Annotated in this window: 18 protein-coding genes; 13 read left to right on the top strand and 5 right to left on the bottom strand. The window is 60.6% G+C overall.

The features are described 5' to 3' along the window. Positions 1 to 8: 8 nt before the first annotated feature. From ACSYDV_RS22270 to ACSYDV_RS22260, 3 genes are read right to left on the bottom strand one after another with little or no spacing between them, the layout of a single operon-like run. Positions 9 to 791: a GNAT family N-acetyltransferase gene (locus ACSYDV_RS22270; protein ID WP_438326273.1), complete on the bottom strand. Its 783-nt coding sequence runs from the start codon at positions 789 to 791 to the stop codon at positions 9 to 11. A gap of 38 nt (positions 792 to 829) precedes the next feature. Next, entirely contained in the window at positions 830 to 1,960 is a 1,131-nt protein-coding gene (locus ACSYDV_RS22265) for a tyrosine-type recombinase/integrase (protein ID WP_438326272.1), read from the bottom strand. Beyond that, positions 1,957 to 2,094 carry a hypothetical protein gene (locus ACSYDV_RS22260; RefSeq protein WP_438326271.1) on the bottom strand — a complete coding sequence of 46 codons (138 nt, stop codon included), beginning with the start codon at positions 2,092 to 2,094 and terminating at the stop codon, positions 1,957 to 1,959. Before ACSYDV_RS22260 ends, ACSYDV_RS22265 begins: the two co-directional genes overlap by 4 nt. Positions 2,095 to 2,455: 361 nt before the next feature. Here ACSYDV_RS22260 and ACSYDV_RS22255 point away from each other — a divergent pair, with 361 nt between their 5' ends. From ACSYDV_RS22255 to ACSYDV_RS22245, 3 genes are all read left to right on the top strand, one after another. Beyond that, complete coding sequence (locus ACSYDV_RS22255; protein ID WP_438326270.1) at positions 2,456 to 3,403, top strand: hypothetical protein; 948 nt, start codon at positions 2,456 to 2,458, stop codon at positions 3,401 to 3,403. 132 nt (positions 3,404 to 3,535) lie between these two features. Next, positions 3,536 to 4,258, top strand: coding sequence for a division plane positioning ATPase MipZ (locus ACSYDV_RS22250; protein WP_438326269.1), 723 nt, complete (start codon positions 3,536 to 3,538; stop codon positions 4,256 to 4,258). Next, a complete protein-coding gene (locus ACSYDV_RS22245; protein ID WP_438326268.1) occupies positions 4,255 to 4,584 on the top strand; it encodes a hypothetical protein in 330 nt (109 codons plus the stop codon). Before ACSYDV_RS22250 ends, ACSYDV_RS22245 begins: the two co-directional genes overlap by 4 nt. A gap of 35 nt (positions 4,585 to 4,619) precedes the next feature. Here the strand turns inward: ACSYDV_RS22245 and ACSYDV_RS22240 are convergent, their stop codons facing one another. After that, positions 4,620 to 5,738, bottom strand: coding sequence for a replication initiation protein (locus ACSYDV_RS22240; RefSeq protein WP_438326267.1), 1,119 nt, complete (start codon positions 5,736 to 5,738; stop codon positions 4,620 to 4,622). 675 nt (positions 5,739 to 6,413) lie between these two features. Between ACSYDV_RS22240 and ACSYDV_RS22235 the strand changes: the two genes are divergently transcribed. Then, entirely contained in the window at positions 6,414 to 10,643 is a 4,230-nt protein-coding gene (locus ACSYDV_RS22235; protein ID WP_438326266.1) for a strawberry notch-like NTP hydrolase domain-containing protein, read from the top strand. Between the two features lie 61 nt (positions 10,644 to 10,704). Here the strand turns inward: ACSYDV_RS22235 and ACSYDV_RS22230 are convergent, their stop codons facing one another. Next, positions 10,705 to 11,337 (bottom strand): hypothetical protein, encoded by a 633-nt coding sequence (locus tag ACSYDV_RS22230; protein ID WP_438326265.1) that lies wholly within the window; start codon positions 11,335 to 11,337, stop codon positions 10,705 to 10,707. 217 nt (positions 11,338 to 11,554) lie between these two features. Between ACSYDV_RS22230 and ACSYDV_RS22225 the strand changes: the two genes are divergently transcribed. The 9 genes from ACSYDV_RS22225 to ACSYDV_RS22185 all read left to right on the top strand — a co-directional run bounded on the left by ACSYDV_RS22225 (position 11,555) and on the right by ACSYDV_RS22185 (position 18,592). Then, positions 11,555 to 12,016, top strand: coding sequence for a Ros/MucR family transcriptional regulator (locus ACSYDV_RS22225; RefSeq protein WP_438326264.1), 462 nt, complete (start codon positions 11,555 to 11,557; stop codon positions 12,014 to 12,016). A 480-nt stretch (positions 12,017 to 12,496) separates the two neighbouring features. Continuing rightward, entirely contained in the window at positions 12,497 to 14,557 is a 2,061-nt protein-coding gene (locus ACSYDV_RS22220; protein WP_438326263.1) for a ParB/RepB/Spo0J family partition protein, read from the top strand. A gap of 95 nt (positions 14,558 to 14,652) precedes the next feature. Next, complete coding sequence (locus tag ACSYDV_RS22215) at positions 14,653 to 15,204, top strand: hypothetical protein (protein ID WP_438326262.1); 552 nt, start codon at positions 14,653 to 14,655, stop codon at positions 15,202 to 15,204. After that, complete coding sequence (locus tag ACSYDV_RS22210; RefSeq protein WP_438326261.1) at positions 15,201 to 16,094, top strand: ArdC family protein; 894 nt, start codon at positions 15,201 to 15,203, stop codon at positions 16,092 to 16,094. The genes ACSYDV_RS22215 and ACSYDV_RS22210 overlap by 4 nt, the downstream gene beginning before the upstream one ends. Before the next feature lie 3 nt (positions 16,095 to 16,097). Further along, entirely contained in the window at positions 16,098 to 16,652 is a 555-nt protein-coding gene (locus tag ACSYDV_RS22205) for a hypothetical protein (RefSeq protein WP_438326260.1), read from the top strand. Next, positions 16,649 to 16,903 (top strand): DUF5983 family protein, encoded by a 255-nt coding sequence (locus tag ACSYDV_RS22200; RefSeq protein ID WP_438326259.1) that lies wholly within the window; start codon positions 16,649 to 16,651, stop codon positions 16,901 to 16,903. Before ACSYDV_RS22205 ends, ACSYDV_RS22200 begins: the two co-directional genes overlap by 4 nt. 5 nt (positions 16,904 to 16,908) lie before the next feature. Next, complete coding sequence (locus ACSYDV_RS22195) at positions 16,909 to 17,271, top strand: DUF3768 domain-containing protein (protein WP_438326258.1); 363 nt, start codon at positions 16,909 to 16,911, stop codon at positions 17,269 to 17,271. Between the two features lie 71 nt (positions 17,272 to 17,342). Further along, the gene (locus ACSYDV_RS22190) at positions 17,343 to 17,546 is read left to right on the top strand and encodes a hypothetical protein (protein WP_438326257.1); all 204 of its coding nucleotides are present in this window, start codon (positions 17,343 to 17,345) and stop codon (positions 17,544 to 17,546) included. A gap of 101 nt (positions 17,547 to 17,647) precedes the next feature. After that, positions 17,648 to 18,592: a hypothetical protein gene (locus ACSYDV_RS22185; RefSeq protein ID WP_438326256.1), complete on the top strand. Its 945-nt coding sequence runs from the start codon at positions 17,648 to 17,650 to the stop codon at positions 18,590 to 18,592. The last annotated feature ends 74 nt before the right edge of the window (positions 18,593 to 18,666 follow it).

Genomic DNA, 18,666 nt, shown 5'->3' with positions numbered 1-18,666 from the left:
CGAGAAGTCTATCTGGGCCGAATTTTGTCCATGAAATAGGTATAAGCGCCGTCGCACTCCAGACCGATTGCGCGACTCGAGTCCCGCTTCAGCTTTTCAAAATGAATTTCCTCGCCGTCGACCTCGACGCGAACGAAAGCGTTCAAACTGACGTCTTCCAACGGGTCAAAGGCATACACTCGCTCGGGCAACCGGATCGAGTCATCCGAGAGACGCTCTCCCATCCCGCTGAACGTAGCAAAAGGCCGAGGCTCCGATGAATATCTCTCGTCCGAGGTGAAAAATTCAACATGGAACGGCACCCGCTCCCCGCTGCCGAGCTCAAACCGCCGGGGGAGAACCCGATAGGCAAAGGTGCCGCCACCCCGATCCGGGCGATCGGGAACGAGCGTGAAACCCATGCTCTGCCAGAAGGGCTCTGCCGTCCAAGGCGCGATCCCAATTTCGAAGACAGACCATCCCTCGTCATAAGCCCGCGCGATCATAAACTCTGCGAGGAAACGGCCATAGCCCTTACGCCGAAGGTCAGGTCTGATCTCGAATAATCCGTGGCCTTGGAATCCTACAGCTTCCCCGTCGACCACCAGAATGTCGATGCCGCCGCCCTGTTCACGCCAAAACTTTTTAGTCGTGTCCCAATTGCAGCGGAAGCCGCGTGGCGGAACATCGCCCTCATAGCCATTGGCAATATAAGCTTCCTCTCCCGCCTTGTGGGCAGCTTCTTCGACGTCGAGCCATACTTCGACTTCAACGAGAAGCGCTTCGGTTGCCGGGACGATTTCATAGGTCATCGGCAACCCCTAGCACAATCGTTGCCGATACAAGCGCCTCAGTTCCGGACTCGACCGAGCACGCGAGCCGCGGCGTTGCTGCCGGCGGCGAGCTCCCGAGCATAGCCGAGCGCGGTTGTCGGGGACGACCAGCGCAGCGCCAGCGCGATCCCGGCGCCGTCCTCGCCGGCGGCGAACAGATCCTGCGTCAGCCCGACGCGGAACGAATGCGCGCTCAGCGCCGCCACCGGGTCCTGCCCGGGCTCAATCACGGCAAGACCATCGGCGATCGCCTTGGTCGCGCGGCTGCGCAGGATCGAGACAACGCCCTGCCGCGTCAGGCCATTCGCCCCGATATGATGCCGCAAAATTGTCTCGCCATCGGCAGCGCCCTTATGCGTCAATATGTTGATGCGCCGGAACACGGCGCCGTCGGCGATCGCGCTCGCGGTCAGCCAAGCGGAGAGCCGGCGCATGGTCTCGGCCGAGAGCCACACGACACTCCCCTCCCCCTCCTGGTCCGTTTTTGAACGAGGGATATCGAGCCGCCCGCTGCCGTCGGCAAGCAGGCGAAGATCTTGCACCTTTGCCGCCACCAGCTCGGAGACGCGGAGCCCTGCATCATAGGCCATCGAGCAGAGCGCCGCATCGCGCAGCGCGACGAGATCGTCGCCGCAGGCCGCGAGCAAGCTTTCGATCGTCAGCCCGTCCGGTTCGACGTCGGCCGACGACATTGATTGACCGTAGCGGAGCGGGGCGGCCTGGCGTTGGCGCGCCCCAACCTTCCGACGAATGCCCTTCAGCGTATCGCGGACCATGCCCGCCTGCGTCGGCAAGGCTTCGCTGTCGCCATAGCCGAGGATCCGGTGGACGCGCGCGATGCTCGCGAGGCGCCGCGCGAGCGTCGCAGGTTTCGCGGCCGCGCGCGTGTCGCTCGCGCGGGCCAGCCAGCGCAGATAGAGGACGAGAGTTTCGGGGGTGGCGGGCACCGCGGTCGCGATCGGCCGCTGCAGCATACACCAGCGCAGATAACATTTGAGGTCAGCGACGATCGCCGCCTTGGTCGCCGGCGCCATCGCGTCGGCCGCGGCCTCGATCGCCAGCGGCTGCGCCTTGCTCCAGTCGACGAGGCGGCCATGCGCGGCGAGGACCAGCTCGAGCGACGACGGCAGCGGCGCGAGCTCGGTCATCGCGTGCGAACCAATGCTTCGGGATCAAGCATTCGCGCAATCAGCGCGGCGCCCTTGGCGGACAGCCGCCAGCCCGCCCCGCCGCGCGGGCCCGGGCTGTCGTCGACCAGCCCGCTGGCTTCATAGCCCCACATCAGATCGAACGCCGCCTCGCGCGCGCTGACGCGGTTTATCCTGACGCTGCGCTGGCTCAGCGCGCGCGCGATCGCGGCGACCGAGCGCCGCGTGCCGGCGTCGGCGTCGAAGAGCTGGCGCAGGTCGGCCGCGATGCGGTGATCGATCGTCAGGACGCGCCCTCCTTTTCCTGGCTTCCTACGAGCGGAATTTTCGGCCGAAAGGGCCGATTTGGCAAGCCCGGTTTTACCATAATATTAGATTATGGAAAGTGCGAGTTTCACGGCGCGGAATGATGGGAAACCAATCTGGCAGTTTGGTAAACTCGGTCTTTGACGCCGACTCCGCTCCCGGCTATCAGCATAGCACATAGGAGCCGCCATGCCCCCCTCCCCTCACAACGTCGCCATTGCTTTCCGGCAAGGCCAGGTCGATGCGCTGGTGCGCACCCTGTTCGCCTCCCCTGCCCTCTATCCCCCGGAAATGCGCCACTGCTTCGCGCTGCGGTCGCTTCAACGCGCGTGGGACCAGTATCGCGAGGACCGGGCCATTTTGACCGGGAAGAGCCTGATCAGCGCCGAATGCGCTGCCGAGCGCGATGCGTTCCTCGCCCTGTTCGCGTCGATCCTGCCGAAGCCCCGCGACGATCTCGGACTAGCGATCGCGCGCGTGCGCCAGATTGCGATCCGCCCCCTTGCCGCCGAGGCAAACGAGACCCTTGCGATCGTCGACGCCGGCGCCGATGAGCTGGCGAGTGTGCGTGCGGTCGCGGAGAGCCCGAAACTTCCCATCGATCCCGTCTCGCGGCTGCTCACGATTGTCCGCAGTCTTCGCCGATCGGCCGACGTCGAGGTCGACCCGCTCGCTGCGACGGCCCTATCGCCATGCTGGGCGATCAATCTGTTTGCCGTCGCCGATCCGGTGCTGCTCGGCCTCTCGCCGCATCCCCTGCCCTTCCCCGGGCTCGTCCAGCGCCGTCTATTCCGTGCCGACCGTGATCCCGAGGCCGACCGGGACGTGGCCGCGGACGCTATGCTCGAGGCGTTCCACGAGACGCTGTGCGACATCGCGCGGGTGCCGCGGGCAGCGGCCGCATTTGACGAGACTTTCGAGAATTTGAGGGGGAATTCGCGGCTTTTTCCCGCGTGGTTGCTGCTGTTCGCTGTCGGAGCGATGACGCCCGCCCAGCTCGCGCGGGCCCTCCTCTGCACTAAGGCCGGCGCGGGAAAGTTACTTCGTCAAATGACGGAGGAACAGTTCGCTGTGCATCACGGCTCTCACGAGCCGTTTGTCTGCACGAGGCAGTTCCCTGTTTCGTTCTCGATATAGCGCCGCCTCAACTCGAATTCTCTATTAGATAGCCTATCGATTGCGATTGGATTGCCATATGGATATCCTTTAGCCTGACATAGCATATCGCGCGCCAATGGCTTGCGCTTGCGCTTGCGCTTGAAAAGGCATATGCAACGCAAATCGCAATCGAAAGCATATGGATATGTCATGCCAATAATCTCAATTGCCAACCCCAAAGGCGGCGCCGGGAAGACGACCCTCGCATTCATTCTCGCAGATCAGTTGAGCAGCAATGGTGCATCGGTTGCGGTCGTTGATGCCGATCCAAACGCGATCATCGCCAAATGGTTCGAGCGCCGCACGGGGGAGGGGAGGGCGTCCCCATTTGCCGTTATCGCAAAGCCATCAGAGGGTGCGATGATCAACACGGTCGACCAGCTGGCGAAAGAATATCAGTTCGTGATCGTTGATCTCGAAGGCACGGCGTCACGCATGACATCGCGGGCGTTTGCACGCTCCCATATGGTGCTTGTCCCTTTCAATCAGTCCCCAATCGATGCCGAGCTGGCGGCAAACGCCGTTCAACTGATTCACGAAGAATCCGAGGCGCTGCAGCGACCGCTTCCTTTCCGCCTTGTGCGGTCACGCGATAGCAGCGCGGTTACGACTAAGAGCTCGAAGCGGATTGCAATGGCAATCGCCGAAGCCAATTTGCCGGTTCTAGCCGTCGGCCTGGTTGAGCGAGCTGCGTATAGGGACATCTTCGATTTTTCGAAAACGCTCAGCGAGCTAGAACCAGACACCACCTCAGGCCTCGAGAATGCTCGCGGCAATGCCGCCAAATTGGCTGCCTCCGTAATCGAGGCCATTCGGGAGGAGTATCCGCAATGAGCGGCTATGGATTTGGATCAAAAAAGCCAGCAGGCGACCAAACAACGGGCGCTATGGACCTTGGTGGGCTTCCCGGCTCCCTTCCACCGCTGAGGCGTGAAGATGAGGCGAGGGCAGTCGCCGTGGGCGAGACTTTGGGCTTTATCGATCGCGGGCAGGGGGTTCGTCGTCGGAAACCGCCAGTGATGCCGTCAGTGAATCTCTATGTGAAAGGTCCTCAGGACATCATCCAGTGGTTCATCGACTACACCGACGCACAGGGTCATTCGGCCTACTGGAAATCAATCGAAGATTTCAAACGCCACATGGAAGGCGAGGGCCGATAGCCCTTTATGTGAGAAACTGGGGGCGGACTTAAGCGTCAGACTCGCCCGCGGTTTCGCACAAACGATTTACAGAAACCTTCCCAGGATTTGTAGAGGGCGTCTCCGGTCAACTTCTCGAGCCGGCTGCCCATCTCTTTTCGGTAAGCGTCCGCAATTACGTCTTTATCCCAGCCGCCGCCAAAATCGACGACGATCGCGGTGATCCGAGAATCCGCGCCATAGTGCAGGGAGCCCTCAGGAAAATGGCGCCGATCGGGTAAAGAATGAGGCGCAGCCCCAACGATTGCATCGACCGTGCCGTCTCGGCGCGCTCTTCGTCCGACTTTCGGCCGATCGAGTTCGAGTGCGGCATTCTCCTGGTCCACCGCATCCTTCGGATTAAAGCATAGCTTTACCGCGATGACCGGACGACCGCGCCCCGCGCCGCGAACCTCCTCCCAATCCACCGTAAAATCGGCGAGCTGATCGATTTCCGATTTCGACTTAGCGAGGACGTCCCTCCTAAATTCCGCAAAATTCTTGAAGCTACCGTCGGGTACTCCAAGTTTGCGGCGCAGTTCCTCGACGGCCATCTTCACGACGCGATTCTGTCGATTGATGACGAGACAACCCAAATCGTAGAGTGTGATCGCGTAGCGCGACTGTAGGGCGAGCATCACGCCCAGATTGACCCGAGCGTAGTAATCCGATCGTTGGATCACGCGCTTGAAATTGTCGGAAAACTGAAATTCGACAACGCTCAATCCGTCTTCTGCAATTTCTTCTACGCAGCTCGCCAGCAGCGACTGCGACATAATCGCTGGTTTACCCTTCGTCGAAGTCGTTCGGATGCGGATGATTACCCGGAGGAGTTCATCCATCACAGGCTGGATCCGCTCATTCCCTTTATGGGATCCGCGCAATTCCCTCTTCGTAATGACAAACGTCTTATCGTCGCCAGCCTCCGGTCCAGCCTTACGGAGCATGATGGCAAAAGCCTTACGGGCAGCGGCGCTAAGCGAACCGGTCTCAAATTCGGATTCGACCAACTCTCCCGGCTTGCTTACAAAATCAAGCTCACGGCGCCGAATCACTTCGGCCACGCGTAAAGTCCGGCTGAGGCTTTCAAAGCCTGACGAAACCTCGATTTCCGATGTCGGAGTCTCTGCGTTCATGTGAGTTGCATAACACTGGCTTGTCATAAAGAGAATAGCCCCCCGATCACTCATACTAACGTGATATCAGTGGTTGCCGGCTCTCACATGTTTTCAGTGTCACCCCAAAAATGCAGAGCCCCCACGCGCTCACACAATGAGGGGGTAAAAGCCGCAGAAAACCGCGCCAAATGGGGGGTCCCCCAAATCCTCACATAAACAGATGTGTGGCCCCCGATTGCTCATACTAAACGACCGATGCGTGTCCCAACCCAACCCCCGAACGCTCACATAATTGACGTCGGGAACAGTTCAAAGCCCCCGAGCTCTCGCCCAAGATTGTGTTTCTAGCCTCGACAGGCGCTCACCATCCTAAAATCGAGCAGAGTCAAAGCGATCGGGATGCAAATTCCGACGCATTCACAGTGTCCCCCGATTCCTCACATAATCCCCCGAATGCTCAGCCGAAAGCCCCCGGCTCCTCATATGGAAGCCCCCATCGCCTCGCAGAGACGCCCCCATGTCCTCATATGAAGGACATGCAAAGCACTGAGTCTAAACCACTTTTCTCACCTGAATCTTAGAAACTTGAATCTTAGAAGCCTCCCGCGCTGCGCTTGGGCGTTTTTATGAGAGGAGATAAAGGGGGGGGAGGGACTTTCCGGACCGAACTGGTCCGAAAGAAAGGATCCTCCCATGCTCACCGATACGGACCAGGCGCCCGATACCGCGGCGCGCCTGATCAATGCCGCACGCTCGATCGCCACGCAGCTCAATGATGACAGGGCAGTTCGAAGGGGGCTTATCAATGAGGTAATGACCGCGGCGTTCGGCGCCAAATCAGCCGATGGCGCTTGGACCCAACGTGACAGTTTCGTAATGACCGAAATCGCGGCGATCATCGCTGGGCGAAATGCAAGGCTTCCCGATCAGCCGACGGCGATCATCGACCAGCTCGCGAAACTCGAAAAAGCCTTCCCGACACAAACCGTCCGCAGCGAAGAACAAATCGCTCATCAGCATTTCTCGACCCCGCTGGATCTCGCCTGGCTGGTGAACCACCTCGCCATTATCGGATCCGAAGACATGGTTCTCGAACCAAGCGCTGGCATCGGGATGCTCGCGCAATGGGCGGGGCGGGGGAAAATGCTTCAGCTCAACGAGCTCGACCCGGTCCGCGCCGCAGTTCTTCGACATCTCTTCCCCGAAAACAGCGTTACCTCCTTCAACGCCGCTCAGATCAACCAGCACATCTCTGCGCGGCCCAGTGTCGTAATCATGAACCCTCCCTTCGCCCGCAATGCAGCCGGCGCTGAAGATCCTTTCGCGGCACATCGGCATTTCGTCTCTGCTCTCGCTGCCCTGCAGCACAGTGGCCGCATCGTCGCGATCATGCCCGACAGCTTCAACCCGGGCGGCAAACATGGGTCCCTATTTGACCGTGCGATTTCAGGCGCCACCGTTCGTCTGATGCTCCGACTGGACAAGGGCTTTGCAGGGAAGGGGACTTCCGTCGCGGTACGGATCATCGTTGCAGACAAGGGACCCGCTGGCCAACGGCCGCCGTCGACCATAAACCGGGCATCGGTGAGCGAGCTACTCGAAGCCATCCGCGAAGTGCCGCAGCGAGCAATCGTTCGTCCCGACCCCCTGCCGCCCACGCGCCCCCGGACGATGAAACCCGGTTCGCTATTTGGCGCATTCCGAACGGCCCCGGCCAAATCGTTTCCCCGAGCAGAACGGCCGCTGCCGAGCTTCGAAATTGCCACCGTCGATTATCGGATCCACGATCCCGTCGCCGCGGCCCATGACGAAGCAGCGCTCTACGTACCATGGCGCAGTCAGCGGCTCGAATTCGACAAGCCCTCCGACCACCCAAGTCCGCTTGTCGAGTCAGCAGCAATGGCGGCCGTCGCGCTGCCGGCGCCGAGCTATCGGCCACAGCTTCCCAAGCGCGTTCTCGACGACAAGATATTGAGCGCGGCCCAGCTCGAGACGATCGTCCATGCACTCGCCGCAACGGAAATCGACCTCCCGGGCCGCTATCGATTGCCGGAAAAGGGCCTTGCCCTGATCCCACACCCTGAGGGTCAATCCTATCGGCAGGGCTTTTTCCTTGGCGACGGAACCGGGGCAGGGAAGGGCCGTCAGCTCGCCGGGATCGCAATGGATCAATGGCTGCGCGGAAAACGACGTCACCTCTGGCTAAGCGATAGCAGTGCGTTGATCGAAGACGCGCGGCGGGACTGGCAGGCTCTCGGTGGCACACCACTCGACATCCAACCGCTCGGCCGAGTCCGCGCCGGAATCGAGATCGGCGATTCCATATTATTCGCGTCTTACGCCACCCTACGAAGCGAAGCCCGCGGCGATCGGCGTGTCGATCAGATCCTCGCCTGGCTCACCGACGAATTCGACGGGCTGATCCTGTTCGACGAAGCGCACGCCATGGGCGGAGTTGCAGGCGGGGAAGGGCGGTTCGGCGCGACATTGGGATCGCAGCAGGGCATCGCGGGGGTTGAGCTCCAGAACAGGTTGCCGCGCGCCCGTGTCATCTATGCGTCCGCCACTGGCGCATCCGACATCAACAATCTGGCCTATGCAACCAGGCTTGGTCTTTGGGGCGAAGGCACGGCCTTCGTCGACCGGGAAGCCTTCACGGCGCGAATCCGCGACGGGGGCGTCGCGGCCATGGAGCTGGTCGCGCGCGAAATGAAGGCCATGGGTGTCTATACCGCGCGTGCGCTCTCCTACGCCGGCGTCGAGTATGACATTCTCGAGCATCAGCTGACGACTTCGCAGATCGCAGATTTCGACACCTATGCAGACGCCTGGGCTATCATCCACCGGAATATGGAGGAGGCGCTTGCAGCCGCCGGCGTCGTCGATCGCCTGACCGGGGCTACGCTCAACGGACAGGCTCTATCTGCAGCGCGATCGCGCTTCGAAAGTGCCAAACAGCGATTCTTTTCGGCGCTTCTGCTCGCCATGAAACTCCCAAGTCTTCTGCCCGCGATCGACGATGCGCTCCGAGCGGAACAGAGCGCCGTCATCCAGCTCGTGACGACCAGCGAAGCATTGCTGTCGCGCCGCCTCGCCGACCTCGATCCTGCCGATCGCGCGGAGCTGGCGCTCGACCTCTCGCCTCGCGAGCTCGTCATGGATTATCTCGAGGCGGCGTTTCCAACCCGGGCCATGGAAATTGTCAGCGACGACGAGGGCAATGAACGCTCGCGTCCGCAATCCGATGCCGACGGAAATCCGGTCCACAGCGAGGAAGCATTGCAGATCCGCGCCGACACGCTCGAGCTGCTCGGGGCCATGCCGCCGATCGCACCTGCCCTCGATGCCGTCATTGAACGATTTGGTACCGACGCCGTAGCTGAGGTGACCGGGCGGACCAAACGTCTCGTCCGTTTGCCCGATGGCGGCCAGAAACTGCAATCGCGCTCGCCTTCCGCCTGCATGGCCGATGCGGAAGCCTTCATGAACGGCGCCAAACGCATTCTCGTATTTTCCGATGCCGGCGGAACGGGCCGATCCTATCATGCCAGCCTGGACCACCAAAATCAGCAGCGCCGGGTCCATTTCCTCCTCGAACCGGGCTGGCGCGCCGATCGCGCTGTGCAAGGGCTCGGCCGCACCAACCGGACCAACCAGGCGCAGCCGCCGATCTTCCGTCCGGTGACGACCGATTGCCGCGGCGAACGCCGGTTCATCTCGACGATCGCGCGCCGCCTCGATGCGCTTGGGGCGCTGACCCGGGGGCAACGTCAGACCGGCGGTCAAAACCTCTTCGACCCGATGGACAATCTGGAAAGCCACTATGCCAAGGATGCGTTGCTGACTTGGTACAGGTTGCTCCATCACGGCAAACTGACCAGCGTCCGCTTTGAGGATTTTTGCCACCGGACCGGTCTTCGCCTCGAATATGAGGGCGAGCTGGTGGAAAAGCTGCCGCCGATCCAGCGGTGGCTGAACCGCATCCTGGCATTGCCAATCGCGATCCAGAACGCGATCTTCGACGAATATCTCGGCCTTGTCGAAACCCGCATCGATGCCGCGAAAAAGGCTGGCACCTTCGATTCCGGTGTCGAGACGATCCGCGCCGACAAATTGACGATCGTCGATGAGATCATCCTTCGACCTGGTGCCGATACGTCGACGTCGACCAGACTCCTCACCGTCGAGGCCGGATGGCAGCGCGAGATCAAGTCACTGGCCGATGTTTCAGAACTGGCTGATCGCTTCGGTCACCGGGCAACACGCCTTCGGAATGCACGCTCCGGCAAAGTTGCGCTGCAGACGCCGGCGCGGACCCGCCTGACCGACACTGGCGAAGCGGTTGCGACATGGCAGCTCCACCGTCCTGGCCATCATCAGTATATCACCGCTGGCGACCTCGAGGAGAGCATGTGGGAGCCCGTCGATGCCGCGACCTTCAGGCATTGCTGGACGGATGAGTGTGAAGACCTGAGCCAGAATCCGAACCGCGAGCGCTTTTTTCTCGCGACGGGCCGTCTACTCCCAATCTGGAATCTGCTCGGCGATGATCCCGCGGTCCGCCGCCTCGTGACGGCCGACGGCCGCGCATTGCTGGGCCGTATTGTTCCGCACGGCGACGTAAACGCGTTGCTCGGCAAACTCGGCATTTCCGGTGCAATCAATCTCGCGCCCGCCGAAATTGTCGCTGCGGTATGGGAAGGCAAGCTGGTCGCGATCGGCGGAAACACTGGTCTCACGCTTCAGCGCCGGCGCGTCAACGGCGAGGCGCGTCTCGAGCTGACAGGATTCGATCCACGATCCTTGCCGGGATTGAAGGCCAAGGGCTGCTTTACAGAGATAATTCAATTTCGGACGAGGGTCTTTATTCCTGTGTCCCGTGCGGAAGAGGTTCTAGCGGAAATCGCGCGGGACGTCCCGTAGATTTGCCAACATATAGCGATGTCGCAGTTCCTACGACCGAACACTCACAACCCCTGTCAGGCTAGTTAGGATCGTCCTTCGAGCCACGCGCATAACAAATGCGCAGTTGCTCCGCGTCCAACCCGCTGCCTGCAATGCCAAAGCCGGGGCGACAAAATGACGGCTTAGAAATTGCATCAACGCCAGCTTGTATTCTCACACACGCGTCTGCTGAGAACCCTACGCAGTAGTCTTCTGGGCGCGGCTGGCTGGCGCGCGCACTTGCGGTGGAATCCAATCGCCGTCGTTCCTGTATCAGAGCTTGACGTTTAGGCTCACCAATTGCGCAAGCGGTTGCAGCAACGACCCCAAGCACTGATCGTGGAGGTGCGTCACGCAGATAACCAATGCTATTCAGGTCTTCATATTGCCCCCGGCATGTAAAATGTATTCTCCTTAATCTATTCAGATCAAGGTTGCTTCCGGGCGAAAATGTATAAATTGATGCAATAACTCCAACCGGCACCGCCGGTTCGATTGATGCGGTATCGAGTTTGGTGATTTCGCCTGTGTCGGACTCGAAACGCTTCCAAACGGGTTTATCGAGATTTCCGCAGCCACCGTGACTCACCGCGATGGGGTCACAACGATCGATGAGTTTCGTCAATCCCGGGTTTGCGGCACTCGTGCCAAGCATCAGCAATAAAGAAAACATGGCCCCTCCATTTATATCGAATGGAGAAAAAGCTGGCGCTACGCAACCCGCCTATCCGCCACCACCCCTTACCGGTCAACGGCAACGGATTGCCATGAAATCCGGCAGAACATGGATTGCTGTATCCGCGCGGAATGAAGATAATGCTTGCGTCGTGACCGCTCAATCAGGATTGAGTGCGCGCGGGGCACAATTCTAACGTCAGGATCAATATTCGATGAACGATATTCCCCAGGACAATGCAGAACTGCTTACCCTGACTGCCGATATTGTCGCGGCGCATGTGAGCAACAACAGCGTTGCGATTTCAGACCTGTCGATCCTTATCAACAATGTTCATGGGGCGCTTTCGGGCCTCTCGACACCTGTTGAGGCGCCTGAAGAAAAGCCGGTGCCAGCCGTGTCGATCCGTTCTTCGGTGAAACCCGACTACATTGTGTGTCTGGAAGACGGCAAGAAGCTCAAAATGCTTCGGCGTCATCTGATGACCCACTATGGACAGACCCCGGACGACTATCGCGCGAAATGGGGCCTGCCTGCCGATTACCCCATGGTGGCGCCTGACTATGCCGAACGGCGCCGGGTATTGGCGAAAGAAATCGGGCTCGGAACGAAGGGGCGTGGCGGCGGCCGAAAGCCCGCCCGCGGCGCTACCAAAGCGGCGGCCAAACGGGCCTGATCACCAATCTGGCTGGCGAGGCGGCCGATGACGCTGCCTCGCTACCACGTCTTGCCATTCGGCTTCATCACGTGGCCCAAATTCGATGGTCGGCAAATCTGTCGTCTCAGTCACCTCCACAGGTCGACGTCGACACACGCTGCAGCGCATATGCTCAACAACATCGCCGGGGCGATTGTCCCAACGGTGCAGCGCGAACCAACGCCACAATACGCCGCCGTCGACGACGCCGCGATGATCGCAAAATCCGCAACGCACTGCCACGTTTGAGCGGTTTCGCCTTATCTCTTCGAGAGTTTGAAAGCTTCCAGCCACAGATCCGCCATAGGATCATAGCGCTCCCGCGCAATGTCTCGCGTCCCGCGTGGGCCTGTCGCGCCGTCGGCGCGCCAAGGTAGAGGGGAAGGGGGGAGCGAGGGGGCGAGGCCCCCTGGGAGTTAAGCCCATGAAACGGGTCTCGGTTGATACCGGAGATTCATCATGCAGAACATGCAGAACCAGACAGTTCCCTACAACAAACTCCGCCTCTCGCCGGCCAATGCGCGAAAGTCGTTTACGCAAGCTGGTATCGACGCGCTCGCCGGTTCGATCGACACATACGGCCTCCTGCAGCCCCTCATCGTCAGCCCGGCCACCGACAAAAAAACGATCTTGGATGTCCACGCTGGCGGCCGACGCTGGAGGGCGATCGGCAAGCTCATTGAAAACGGCAAACTACCAAAGAATTTTCCAGTCGACGTGCGTGTGTGTAATGACGAAAAGGCCGCTCTCGCTGAAGAAATCAGTTTGGCGGAAAACCTCATCCGCGAGGATATGTCGCCCGCCGATGAATCCCGGGGCTACCGCGCCGCCCTGGCCAAGGGCGAAACCGAGGAAGACGTCGCGCGCCGTATGGGTGTCACCGTTCGTCACGTTAAGGGACGGCTTCGTCTGGCTGACCTCGCCGGACCGATTTTTGAAGCTCTTGCTGAAGGAAAAATCACGCTCGACGTCGCCATGGCATATGGCAGCACGTCCGATCGCGACGCGCAGCTCGCCGCCTGGAACAATTTCAATGGCAACTGGCAGGGGGACCAACCGCACACGATCCGGCGTTATCTCACTGACAGCGCGGTCGGGGCTACCAGCGCAATTGCGTTACTCGTTGGTGAAACGGATTATCTCGCCGCGGGTGGGCGTGTTGAACGCGACCTGTTCGCCGCTGATGGTGAAGGCCAATGGCTTGATCGGCCGATTGCCGAAGGGCTCGCCCGGGCGAAACTCGAAGAAGCCGCTGGTGCCATCATGGAACTCGGAACACTCGGATGGGTTCGTGTCGTTCTCGCTCAGCATGTTCCCCATAGTGAGACCGAAGGCCTCCACGAATATCAGATTCGGCGTGGTGAACTCAGCGATGACGATCAGGCGCGCATGGCGGCGATCGAAGAGCGCCTGCAGGTGATCGAGGAAGAAATCGAAAATGCAACCGATCAGGATGTGGTGTTGCGTCTCGAGGCCGAGAATGAAGCTCTCGATTCCGAACACACCGAGATCGACAAACGCAGCTATGCGATTCCCGAAGACGAACGGCCCAATGTTGGCACTTTTCTTGTGCTCGGCGGCGACGGGACGCCGAAACCATCGCACCGCTACTATTCGACGACCGCCCAAAAGCGCGAAAAGAAATCGACGGCTGTGGCCGAGGATGGTGCCGAACCTCGCTCAATCGAAGATGTCTTTCCCCGATCGCTCGAGGAGCAGCTCGCCAAGGATCGACGCGACATTTTGGCACTGCACATCGCACAAGATCCCGGCCTCGCGCTCGACCTCACCATCTTTCGCCTGGCGCGGAAATTCACCGGACACGCCGCCTACAACGACACCGGCGTGATGGTGACCATCGGTGAGCTGTTCGACCCCGCCGGTTTCAACGCTGCGCCGCCAACACCAGCGCAAGTCAGCCTTGAGGCGCTCCGCTCGGGCCTTCCGTGTGACTGGGCCGGGCTCGACAACAGCTTCGACGCCTTCTTGGCATTCCGCGAACTGGACGAAGCCGATAAGGCCGCCTGGCTCGCCTTTGCCGTCAGCCGAAGCCTTCAGGCGAGCCTGTCCACCGGCGATCGGGCCAACAGCTTTCAGACCGAGCTAGGCGCGCTGCTCGAGATCGAGACCGCCGAATATTGGCGGCCGAGCGCGGAATCCTTCTTCGACAAAATTCGCAAACCGCAGATCCTGTCGATCCTTGGCAAGCTCGATCCGGAACTTCCGGGGCGCTACGCGAGCGAGAAGAAGACGGCGCTGTCGTCCGCCGCGGCCAAACTCTGCGCCGGCGAGACGATCACCACGCCCGAGGTAAAAGCGCGGGCGCTGAGCTGGATCCCGGACACAATGGCGTTTCGTGCGGCAGATACGCCTGTGGGGCCCGATGCGCCGCCGATCGACGACGATAACGGCGAGGACATGCCTCCGATCGACGATGAAGGTCATCAGGATGACCAAGAAGTGGATCCCGGCGTGAACGACGCGAGCGAGGATTCCGATGTCATGGCGGCCGCCGCCTGACAAATGTGGCGCGGAAGCAAGGGTCTCGGCTTCCAGTCGGAAACCTGCCTCCGCGCTATTCCCTTCATCTCAGAAAATCCAATGGAGTCAATCCGATGGCTGATCGCGTATCCGCGTCCATCATCATTGGCGGTCGCGTGTCCCCCGATGATTTCGTTACTCTGTGTCGGCTGATTGCCAATGAGGATCTCCGTATCGAAGTGGACGGCGAACCGTTCACACCGGAGTTTCGCGTGGAAGGCGAGCCCCTGCAGCTCTTTGACCACCAGGCGATCGGCGGTCATTTCCCCGTCCTCGAGCTTTGGTGCATCCGGCACGGACTTCCCTATTCGCGGTGGTGTGCCGGTTACACCGGATCGTGGCTGCCCGAACGCGAGGTATTCACGGGGGAAGACGACGTTGCGACCTATCCCGCAAACGAAAATGGCGCGACCGTCGCAACCCGGGAGATCCTCGACCAACACGATAGCGTCGAGTCCCTTCGCGCATGGTTCGCCGCGGCGGACTTCCAGATCCCTCCGTTGGAAATAGCGATCGACGACGTGCTCGCCGCCGAAAATGCACCGCGCCTTCGCGCGGACGAGGAGGGGAGCGGGAATGGGGAGGGCGAGCCGAGCTCGCAGCTTCAGAAGGGATATTCCGCATGAAACCTCGCCACGACATCTATCAGACCATAACCGCTGAGTTGGCCGCCGCCATCAATGCCGGCGCCGGCGAGTGGCGTATGCCTTGGCACCATAATGGTGGCTCGATCATGCGGCCCGCCAGTGCCGTCGGCCGCGCATACTCCGGCATCAATCGTCTCATGCTTTGGGCCTCCGCTGAGGCACACGGTTTCCAATCCGGCACGTGGGCCACCTACCGGCAATGGGCTGAGACCGGCGCGCAGGTCCGCCGCGGTGAAACCGGAACGCATGTCATTCTCTGGAAACGACAAGAGCGTGACGAGCCCGGTTCCGCCGACGGGGAAAGCGACGATCGCGGCACACGCTTCTTTGCCCGAAGCTTTGTCGTTTTCAACCAATCGCAGGTCGACGGTTCGCCCGAGCGCGCTACGTACAGCCCGAGGCCCATCGCCGAAACCGTGGCTGAAGCGAAAGCCTATCTCGAAGGCGTAGGTGTCGCGGTCGAATATGGGCCATGGGACGCATGTTATCGCCCCGACCGGGACAGGGTATACATGCCCGACCGCGAAGCCTTCGACACGGATGAAGACTTTGTGTCCACCCTGGGTCACGAAATTGTCCATGCTACCGGGAGCGCGCACCGCCTCGCGCGCGAGACGCTGCGCGATTATTCCAAGGATCGTGCCATTCGCGCTCGCGAGGAACTCGTCGCCGAGATCGGCGCCAGCTTTCTCATGGCCGATCTTGGCTTGGCATATTCTCCGCGACCCGATCATGCCGCCTATGTGGCGAGCTGGCTGATGGCGCTCGGCAACGATACACGCGCGATCTTTAGAGCGGCCGCCGCCGCGCAGGCTGCCACCGACTGGATCCATGCTCACGCCGCATCCGCACTGCCGATGGCGGCCTGACCGATGGACCCGCTTGCGCCCCGGACCCACCGGCTGCTCATCCTCGCCTGCTCTGCGACGAAACGTCAGGATCACGGCTATATCCCCGCCATCGATCGATACAACGGACCGCTTTGGCAGACGGCCCGTTGCTGTCCGATCGACAGATCCATCCTCAAGGTTGCCGTGTTGTCCGCCCGTTATGGTTTCATCGACGCCCGCTCGCCGATCGAAAACTACGATACTCGTCTGACGAACACGCTCGCGGACCGAATGATTGACGGCGGAATTTCGATGCGGTGGCCAAGGCCGCCCTCACCGCGGAAACCCGACATCTATGGCAATTACGCCACCTGCGAGATGGTGTCGCTGACCAGTCATGGCGAACATCCCTTCACAGAGATCGCCGTCGCCGGGGGCCACATCTATCTGAGGGTCATGCGCAGCTTCGTGGCCGAGTTTCGAGGCCGCGGATTTGTATCCTCGGATGCCCCCATTTCGGAAATCAACGGGCCGATTGGAATCATGCGCCGAGATCTACGCGCGTGGATCGAGCATCCGGAAGGAGACCTTCCATGATCGAATCGATGTTGGTGCTATCCACCGGAAATCTCACCTTCGAGACCTGCAATCGCTGGATGAAGCAGGCCGACCATGCCGTCTTCGAAAAGGGCGAATATGGCTGGTTTGTCTATGTTGGCGAGCCCGGCGATGAACTCCCAGCGGACCTTCTCGCCTGCATGAGCCTCGCACGCCAGCGGCATTGTTGCTGGATCATGTTCGACCGCGATGCTCCGGCTTCCGCCGAGCTCCCAGTCTACGATTGGTGACGGCTATGCACACCGACGAAAACACGACCTCGCGCACAGCGACGATCGCGCGAATGAACGATGATGCACGGCTTGGCCTCGATCGCCGCGCACGCATCACGTTCACCCGCAATTGCCTCGAGACCTGCAGCCCGACGCCGGAAACGCACCCCGCGATAGTCCAGGCTCAATTGCTGAAGGCTTTTCGCCACTGCGAATTCGCAGCCGACAGCCCCGAGCATGACTTCGCCTCAATCCTCTATCAGGGCCGCAAAGTCTGGCTGAAGATCGATTATTACGACCTCGCCTGCGAATATGGTTCGGAGGATCCGGCAAACGCCGCAATCACGACGCGCGTAATCACGATCATGTTGCCGGAAGACTATTGATCGTCGCCCCCCAACTGCTTCGCGCGTCCTCCACAGACCCACCACATCCGTCCAGCTTGAAGGGCAATGCCATGCGGACCCTCGCTACATTTGAAAATGCGTACCGCCTCGCAGTGACGCTTTCCGACATAAACGGCGCGCCGTTCGTGATCGTTGCCACCAGCAACATTCGGCAACCTCACCGGGTGGAGCGCGCTGCCGGGCAGCCCAACGCGATCGCCTTCATCACGACGGCTGACGCGCAGCTCGGGATCAGCCCGGCGCTGGCTTCCTAACGAACTCAGCACAGGTCAAAACGATGTTTTGTGCCCAGCGTCGCCCGATCGAGGGCGCCCCTGTCGTCGTCGCATTCGGTGCCGGCGTCGATTCAACCGCGATGTTGCTCGAGATGGTCGCGCAGGGACGCCGGATCGATCTCGTCCTGTTCGCCGACACAGGAGCAGAAAAGCCCGAAACCTATGCGTATCGCGACCTCATATTCCGCTGGCTTCGCGCCCACGGAATTCGGTGCGAGACAGTCAGATACGAGCCGCGGCGATTCAAGCACTGGCCTCCGTACCGAACGCTCGATGAAAACTGCTTCACCAACGGCACGCTGCCGTCGATCAGTTTCGGCCGTCACAGTTGTTCGCAAAAATGGAAGATCGAGCCTCAGGATCGCTTCGTGCAAAGCTGGGAACCTGCCCTCGAATGGTGGGCCCGCGGTGGAAAGGTGACGAAGTGCATCGGCTACGACGCCGGCGATCGCGACAGCAAACGATACGCCCATGCTGAAGGGCATTTGGATCCGCGATACCACTACGAATATCCCTTGCGCGAATGGGGATGGGATCGTGCAGCGTGCGAAGCACGGATCCTCGCCGAAGGGCTTCCCCTTCCGGTCAAAAGCGCGTGCTACATGTGCGGCGCAGCCAAGCCATGGGAAATTCGTGGCCTGCCGATTTTCCAGCTGCGCCGGATCGTCTTGATGGAAGCTCGCGCGAAACCGCGCCTTCGCAACGTCGAGGGCCTCTGGCGCAAATCCGTGAAGGGGCGAAATGGCGCCGAACGCCGTCCAGGAGCGATGACTGACTTCATCCGCGATGAACGGCTACTGCCGCCGGATGAGATTGATGCGATCATTGCCATGTCGCCGGCGGCCTTGCTCCGCTTCCAAGATGCCGAAGGCCAATTCTCCCTCGACAAGCGCGCCGAGCTTTCCGCCTGGCTCAAATGGTTCGACGCGAACGACATGCGAATGTTCGACACGCCAATAGGACCTAGATTCTATGCTGGCATACTGGAGCCGCCGGTCGGCCGCCCAATATGCGACGCGGCATAATGTCATCATTGGGGCAACAAGCCTGCTCACGGGGACTCTTGGCCGAAGTCCTTGTTTCGCATATGATTCCGCTG

This window comes from Sphingopyxis selenitireducens, assembly GCF_051550705.1.
Classification (GTDB): Bacteria; Pseudomonadota; Alphaproteobacteria; order Sphingomonadales; family Sphingomonadaceae; genus Sphingopyxis.
Note: the sequence above shows the minus strand (reverse complement) of the source record. Positions and strands in the feature narration are given on the sequence as shown.